A 7691-nucleotide genomic window follows, 5' to 3' on the forward strand; every position below is an offset into this window, starting at 1 on the left:
GACAGGCGTCCATCTTAAAAACAAAAAAGCACCCGAAGGTGCTTTTTTGTTGTCATCGCTGTCAGCGAACCGAAGCCGTCACATTGGCCCGGGCCGCGTGCAGTTTCTTGTAGCTGTCGATCAGTCGCAGATGGCGATCGAGGCCTTCAAGTTTCATGCTGGTCGGCGTCAAACCGTAGAAGCGTACGCTGCCGTCCACCGAGCCGATCGCGGCGTCCATCCGTTCGTTGCCGAACATGCGGCGGAAGTTGGCTTCGTAGTCGGCCAGCTCCAGGTCTTCGTCCAGCTGCATCTCCAGCACCCCGTTGACGGCCTGATAGAACAGACCCCGCTCGACGGTGTTGTCGTTGTACTGGAGGAACATCTCTACCGCTTCCTTAGCCTCCTCGATTTGTCCCAGGGCGAGCCAGATCAGCAGTTTCAGTTCCAGGATTGTCAGTTGACCCCACACGGTGTTGTCGTCGAACTCGATGCCGATCAACGTGGTGATGTCGGTGTAGTCATCCAGCTCGCTTTCGACCAGACGCTCGACCAGCGACTGGAGTTCCTCTTCGTTCAGGCGATGCAGATTGAGGATGTCTTCGCGGAAGAACAGCGCCTTGTTGGTGTTGTCCCAGATCAGGTCGTCCACCGGGTAGATTTCCGAGTAGTCCGGCACCAGGATGCGGCAGGCGGTTGCGCCGATGTGCTCGTAGACCGCCATGTACGATTCCTTGCCCATGCCCTTGAGGATGCCGAACAGGGTTTCGGCCTCTTCGACGTTGGAGTTTTCACCTTGGCCGGTGAAGTCCCACTCTACAAACTCGTATTCCGCCTGCGCGCTGAAGAAGCGCCACGACACCACTCCGCTGGAATCGATGAAGTGCTCGACGAAGTTGTTCGGTTCGGTGACCGCCTGACCTTCGAAGGTCGGCTGCGGCAGATCGTTCAGGCCTTCGAAGCTGCGGCCCTGCAGCAATTCGGTCAGGCTGCGTTCCAGCGCGACTTCGAAGCTCGGATGCGCGCCGAACGAAGCGAACACACCGCCAGTACGCGGGTTCATCAGCGTGACGCACATCACCGGGAACTCACCGCCCAGCGATGCATCCTTCACCAGAACCGGGAAGCCTTGTGCTTCCAGGCCTTGAATACCGGCCATGATCGCCGGGTACTTCGCCAACACTTCCTGCGGCACGTCCGGCAATGCAAATTCACCTTCGATGATTTCGCGCTTCACGGCGCGCTCGAAGATTTCCGACAGGCACTGCACCTGGGCTTCGGCCAGGGTGTTGCCGGCGCTCATGCCGTTGCTCAGGTACAGGTTTTCGATCAGGTTCGACGGGAAATACACCACCTCGCCGTCCGACTGACGAACGAACGGCAGGGAAACGATGCCGCGCTCTTCATTGCCGGAGTTGGTGTCGATCAGGTGCGAGCCACGCAGCTCGCCGTCGCGGTTGTAGATTTTCAGGCAGTACGGATCGAGGATCTCGGTCGGCAGCTCGTCATTGCTGCCCGGCTTGAACCAGCGCTCGTCCGGGTAATGCACGAACGGCGCATTGGCGAGGTCCAGACCCCAGAACTGATCGTTGTAGAAGAAGTTGCAGTTCAGGCGCTCGATGAACTCGCCCAGTGCCGACGCCAGCGCCCCCTCTTTGGTCGAGCCCTTGCCGTTGGTGAAGCACATCGGCGAGTGCGCGTCGCGGATGTGCAGCGACCACACGTTGGGCACGATGTTGCGCCACGAGGCGATTTCGATCTTCATGCCGAGGTCGGCGAGGATGCCCGACATGTTGGCGATGGTCTGCTCCAGCGGCAGATCCTTGCCCGGAATGTAAGTGCTCACGCTGGAGTTCGCGCCTGGCATCAGCAGTGCCTGGGCATCGGCGTCGAGGTTTTCCACTTCCTCGATCACGAACTCAGGGCCGGCCTGCACGACTTTCTTGACCGTGCAGCGGTCGATGGAGCGCAGGATGCCCTGGCGGTCCTTGTCGGAGATGTCCGCCGGCAGCTCGACCTGAATCTTGAAGATCTGGTTGTAGCGGTTCTCCGGGTCAACGATGTTGTTCTGCGACAGGCGGATGTTATCGGTCGGGATATTGCGGGTTTCGCAATACAGCTTCACGAAGTAAGCCGCGCACAACGCCGACGAGGCCAGGAAGTAGTCGAACGGACCCGGTGCCGAGCCGTCGCCCTTGTAGCGGATCGGTTGGTCGGCCACCACCGTGAAGTCGTCGAACTTGGCTTCAAGTCGAAGGTTGTCGAGAAAGTTGACCTTGATTTCCATGGGGGACTACCAGAATAGCGAGCTGAACAGAATGGCCGCCATTATCCGGTTTTTGAGCGGGAAGTCTTGTGCTTTGGCGTTTTGGCCGCCGACCGGAGCCCCGCTCAGGTCGAGATATTGCGTTGCGCCATCTCGTCGACGATGGCGTCGATCACACAGCGGGCGGTCGGTGACAGGCTTCTGTTGGGCAGGCTGACGACGCCGATTTCGGAATGCAGCCCGGGTCTGTCCACGACCTGCAGTTCGATCAGGTTACCGATGCGCAGGTCTTCAGCCACTGCGCCGTGGATCACGCCGAGGATGGTATCGGTCGAACAGGCCACCGTTCTGAGCAACGCCACATCGTCGCACTCAAGCGCAAGCGGCAAGGCCTGGCGAGTGGAAATGCCCAGGGTATGCGCAGTCTCTTCCTTCACCACGGCCGGCAGGCGCGTCGTTGCGATGCCGTACTTTTCCAGGTCTCTCATCGTCACCGCGCGCCCGGCCAGCGGGTGTTTCGGCCGGACAAAGAACCCCGCCGAAGCCTGGCCCAGCGAACGGATCAGCAGATCGGTGTCGGCCGAGAAATTGCGAATGTCCGCGACGAAAAACTCGATCGCTTCATCCCGCAAACGGGCTTCAAGAATCTGCCAGTTGTTGATCTCTACCCGCAGGGTGACTTCCGGATACTCCCGACGCAACCGAGGCACCACCTGATGCATCAACATCGCCGCCGGAAACGGCCCGACGCCGAACGCAAGGTTGCCGAGCCGGCCATCACCGTAAAGCGCCAGATCACGTTCCAGCGAGCGTGCATCGAACAGCAGCCGCCGCGCCCGCTCGATCAGGAACTCCCCGGCCGGCGTCGGGCGAACGTCGCCGGTGTCCCGATCGAACAGGCGCTGGCCGGTTTCGCTCTCCAGCGCTTGAATGCTGCGACTCAGGGCCGGTTGGCTGAGGTGCACGCGTTCGGCGGCGCGGCCGAAATGGCGTTCATCGGCCAGCGCCAGAAGATGTGTCAGTCGTTTGAGATCCATGTCGCCGATGCTAGCCACGCATTGGCTGGATGTAAACAATGCATTGGATACATCACCCTCCTCTCCCTACTCTCTGCTGATTGATCATCGGAGAACAACAAGAATGAGATCGACCTGCCACACCCTCATCGCCCTGGCGCTGGTGTCCCTCGCCGGTTGTGACAAACCACCGAGCGTTGCCAGCGGCGAAGCAACACCCGCCACCGCAGCGGTGATCGAAGCCACGATCAAGGGCCTGGACCTCAATGACACCCGGGACATGGAAGATGCCCAACGCGGCTTCATCGCCCGGCCGACCGGGCAGATCCTCGGTTCCGACGGCACCGTGCTGATCGATTTCGATGCATTCAGATTCGTCGAAGGCAAGGCCCCCGCCACGGTCAACCCGAGCCTGTGGCGCCACGCGATGCTCAACGCCCAGATCGGTTTGTTCAAAGTCACCGACGGCATCTACCAGTTGCGCGGTTTCGACATCGCCAACATGACGTTGATCGAAGGGCAAACCGGGTGGATCGTGGTCGACCCGCTGACCTCGAAGGAAACCGCCGCCGCAGCCCTGGCATTCGCCCGCGCACAACTGGGCGACAAGCCCGTGACCGCGATCATTTTCACCCACGACCACGTTGACCATTTCGGCGGCGTGCTGGGCATCACTTCGGTCGCCGAAGTCGCCCAGCGCAACATCCCGGTAGTGGCACCCGCCGGGTTCATGGAGGAAGCAACCAGCGAAAACGTCCTGGCCGGTCCGGCGATGGCGCGCCGTTCGATGTATCAGTTCGGCAAGAACCTGGCGCCGGGCGCGACCGGCATGGTCGACACCGGGTTGGGCAAAAACGTCGCCTACGGCAGCATCGGCATTCTGGCGCCGACGCAAATCATCGATCAGCCGATGCAGGAACTCGTACTCGACGGCGTCAGCTTCGTCTTTCACAACATACCGGGCGCCGAAGCCCCGGCCGAGCTGACCTTCTCGATCCCCGAACGCAAGGCCTACGGCGGTGCGGAATTGCTGGCGCAGACCATGCACAACCTGCTGCCGATTCGCGGCGCCAAGGTTCGCGATGCGCTGCGCTGGTCCGACTACACGCAGATCGCCCTCGACGAACTCGGCGACACCGAGGTCTATTTCGGCCAACACAACTGGCCGATCTGGGGCAACGAGCGGATCCGCGAGTTCATCACCAAACACCGCGACGTCTATAAATACATGCACGATCAGACCGTGCGGCTGATGAACGCGGGCTACACGCCCAACGAAATCGCCGACAAAATCCAATTGCCCGACTCACTGGCGTCGTACTTCGGCACCCGTGGTTATTACGGCGATGTGCGACACAACGTCAAAGCGATCTACCAGATGTATCTGGGCGCCTACGACGGCAACCCGGCGCACTTGAATCCGCTGGTGCCCAAGGAATCCGCCAAACGCTATGTCGAATTGATGGGCGGCCACGCAAAGGTGGTCGAAGCCGCACGCGTGGCCTATGACAAAGGCGAATACCGCTGGGTGGCCGAACTGTTGGATCAGGCCGTTCTCGACGCACCCGACGACAAGGCCGCCAAGGAACTGCTGGCCCAGACCTATGAACAGCTGGGCTACCAATCGGAGTCCGCGACCTGGCGCAACAGCTACCTGACCGCCGCTCAGGAACTGCGCAACGGCCCGCCCACCAAAGGCGTCAGACGTTCGGACTTGATAGAACTGATGAAGCAGACACCCACCGAGCGCTTCCTCGAAGCCATGGCCGCGAGCCTCGACGGGCCGGCCGCCGATGGCAAGAACTGGACCTTCAATCTGCTGCTGACCGATACCCGCGAATCCTTCGTGCTGTGGATCGAGAACGCCGTGCTGCACTACCGAAAAGGCCCGTCGGCAGCGAATGCCAACGCAACGCTGACCGTCACCAAAGACCTGTTCGTGCAACTGCTGGGCGGCACTGCGGGAATCAAGGATGCGCTCACTTCGCAAGACCTGAAGGTCGATGGCAGCACGGTCGATCTGGTGAGATTCCTGGGGCTACTGGAAAAAGCGCCGGGCAACTTTGCAATCGTCGCTCAGGATCGCAATTGATCGACCGGGGCCAGCGCCATTCGATTGTGGAGCAATCGCTCCGCAGTGATTGGAACTGTGCCCCGTTTTTCCGCAGGCACGCGCTGCCTAGCATGGCTCCACTCATTATTGTGGAGCTCTCCCATGCACGATCTACAGGCATTACCCACTACGGCGACGGCCACACAAGAGGTCCCTTCCTCCTGGCGCGACTGGCTCTCGGTGTACTCCGTAGCCCTCGGCGCCTTTGCTTTTGTCACCACGGAATACCTGCCGGTCGGCATCCTGCCGCAGATCGCCGATAGCCTGAACGTCACTGTGGGTGTCGCGGGATTGATGGTCACCGTGCCGGGGATGGTCGCGGCGGTATCGGCGCCCGCAATCATGCTGGGCGCGGGACGCATGAACCGACGGCATCTGTTGTTGCTGCTGACGCTGCTGCTGGTGGCCGCCAACCTGATCTCGGCGCTGGCACCGTCACTGGCGATCATGCTGGTCGGACGTGGACTTGTCGGCATAGCACTGGGCGGATTCTGGGCTGTGGCGATTGCAGTGGCCGGGCGACTGGTCAACACCTCTAACGCGGCGAAGGCCACGGCGCTGATCTTCGCCGGAATCACCCTGGCGACCGTATTCGGCGTGCCATTCGGGACGTTCATCAGCAGCCTGTTTTCATGGCGCATGTCGCTCGCGCTGACGGCGGGGCTTGCACTGCTCGCGCTCGCTGCCCAAGCCCTGACCTTGCCTTCGCTGCCTTCCAGCGAGGGGCTGAAAGTACGCGCGCTGCTGGCTTATGTGTCGCGCGGCAATGCACGTCGCAGCATGCTGTTGCTGGGCACGGTGGTGGCGGCGCATTTCGCGGCGTACACCTACATCGCGCCGTTCCTTGGCCATGAAGCCGGTTTCTCGCCGAGTGCGATTACTGCGATCCTGCTGGGCTTCGGCCTGGTCGGCATGCTGGCGAACTTTGCCATGGCCGGCACCATTACTTCGCACTTGCGTGCTTCCCTGGGCGCGGTGGTGTTGCTGATGGTGATCGTGCAGTTGGCCTTGCCGCACTTGCAGGGGCTGGGCGTGACGCTGGCGGTGTTGCTGTGGGGCGTGGCATACGGGGCGATTCCGCTGGGTGTCAGCAGTTGGATGCAACTGACGTCGCCGACACTGCCGGAAGCGAGTTCGGCGATGCTGGTCACCACATTTCAAGTAGCGATCGCCTCAGGCTCGTTGTTCGGTGGCTTGATGGTCGACCATGCCGGCATCGCTTCGCCGCTGTGGCTGGGCGCCGGGGTCGGTCTGCTCGGGCTGGCCGTGATGCTCAGTTTCGGTCTGAGCAAGTCGCCGATTGCCGAGACCCTGCAACGCTGAGTGTCAGACCTTCAGAATGTTGTCTTTGAAAAAGTCGATCAACACCCGCAACCTCGGTGCCGTCTGCTTCGACGCAGGCCAGAGCATCCACAGGTTGCCGGTGTGGTCGGTGTAGTCCTCCAGCACCACCTTCAGCCGGCCATCGGCCAACGGCTCACGGATTGAAAAGTCCGGCAGACACGCAATCCCTACCCCATCCAGCGCCAGGTACGTCAGCGGGTCCATCGTGGTGCAGGTCAATGCACGCGAAAGGCTCGGCTCGATGTGCGTGTCGCCCACCCGCAGCGGCCAGCGCTCGATCATCCCCGTGGCAGGAAACTTGTGCAGCAGGCACACATGTTTGCTCAGATCGTCCGGGTGCGTCGGCGCGCCGTTGCGCTCCAGGTACGCCGGCGACGCCACCAACTGCAATTGATAGCCACCGAGCTTGCGCGCCATCAGTCGCGAGTCCTGAGGTGCGCCGGTACGGATCACCGCGTCGAAACCCTCCTCGATCACGTCGACCATGCGGTCGGACATGTCCACATCCAGCTCGATGTCCGGGTAGGCGCGCATGAACCCGGCCAGCACCGGCATGATCAGCACGTTCTGGATCGGCACGCTGATGCGCACCTTGCCCCGTGGCGTGGCGGACAACTCCAGCAGCTCCATTTGCGCGGCTTCCACTTCACTGAGGATGCGTTTGCAGCGGTCCAGAAACAGCTCGCCTTCGGTGGTCAGGGTGACGCTGCGGGTGCTGCGGTGAAACAGCCGCACACCGAGGCGTTCCTCCATGCGTGCCACACTCTTGCCGACGGCGGACGATGAGATCTCCAGCAGACGCCCGGCTTCGGTGAAGCTGCGGGTTTCGGCCACCTGAATGAAGGCCGTGATACCGCTGAGGCTGTCCATCATGGCGGGGGTGCTCGGGGGTGGGGAGAGTTCAGGCAGAGTAGATGCGGGCGGGGGATTTGCAAAGAGAAGTCTTGCCAACAAAAACGCCATCGCGGGGGGG

The 7691-nt window shown here is 61.6% G+C and carries 5 protein-coding genes; 2 read left to right on the top strand and 3 right to left on the bottom strand.

Features of this window, described 5'->3' with window-relative positions; genetic code table 11:
• Window positions 1–61: 61 nt before the first annotated feature.
• Both AC3WRD_RS19285 and AC3WRD_RS19290 read right to left on the bottom strand, forming a co-directional pair.
• Window positions 62–2266, bottom strand: a complete 2205-nt coding sequence (locus tag AC3WRD_RS19285; RefSeq protein WP_102622417.1) for an OsmC domain/YcaO domain-containing protein — start codon at window positions 2264–2266, stop codon at window positions 62–64.
• Window positions 2267–2370: 104 nt separating this feature from the next.
• A complete protein-coding gene (locus AC3WRD_RS19290) occupies window positions 2371–3282 on the bottom strand; it encodes a LysR family transcriptional regulator (protein WP_102622416.1) in 912 nt (303 codons plus the stop codon).
• 103 nt (window positions 3283–3385) lie between these two features.
• On the opposite strand from AC3WRD_RS19290, the gene AC3WRD_RS19295 reads away from it, so the two are divergent.
• Together AC3WRD_RS19295 and AC3WRD_RS19300 are read left to right on the top strand one after the other, a co-directional pair.
• Complete coding sequence (locus AC3WRD_RS19295) at window positions 3386–5353, top strand: alkyl/aryl-sulfatase (protein ID WP_102622415.1); 1968 nt, start codon at window positions 3386–3388, stop codon at window positions 5351–5353.
• A 123-nt stretch (window positions 5354–5476) separates the two neighbouring features.
• A complete protein-coding gene (locus AC3WRD_RS19300) occupies window positions 5477–6697 on the top strand; it encodes an MFS transporter (protein WP_102622414.1) in 1221 nt (406 codons plus the stop codon).
• A gap of 3 nt (window positions 6698–6700) precedes the next feature.
• Here AC3WRD_RS19300 and AC3WRD_RS19305 read toward each other — a convergent pair whose 3' ends face one another.
• Window positions 6701–7588 (bottom strand): LysR family transcriptional regulator, encoded by an 888-nt coding sequence (locus AC3WRD_RS19305; RefSeq protein WP_102622472.1) that lies wholly within the window; start codon window positions 7586–7588, stop codon window positions 6701–6703.
• Between the last annotated feature and the right edge of the window lie 103 nt (window positions 7589–7691).

Source organism: Pseudomonas sp. FW215-R2 (assembly GCF_058789255.1).

Bases quoted from the DNA above. Each gene is read 5' to 3' on its own strand.
- AC3WRD_RS19295 (WP_102622415.1), top strand. From the start codon at position 3,386: ATGAGATCGACCTGCCACACCCTCATCGCCCTGGCGCTGGTGTCCCTC.
- AC3WRD_RS19305 (WP_102622472.1), bottom strand. From the start codon at position 7,588: ATGGACAGCCTCAGCGGTATCACGGCCTTCATTCAGGTGGCCGAAACC.
- AC3WRD_RS19300 (WP_102622414.1), top strand. From the start codon at position 5,477: ATGCACGATCTACAGGCATTACCCACTACGGCGACGGCCACACAAGAG.
- AC3WRD_RS19285 (WP_102622417.1), bottom strand. From the start codon at position 2,266: ATGGAAATCAAGGTCAACTTTCTCGACAACCTTCGACTTGAAGCCAAG.
- AC3WRD_RS19290 (WP_102622416.1), bottom strand. From the start codon at position 3,282: ATGGATCTCAAACGACTGACACATCTTCTGGCGCTGGCCGATGAACGC.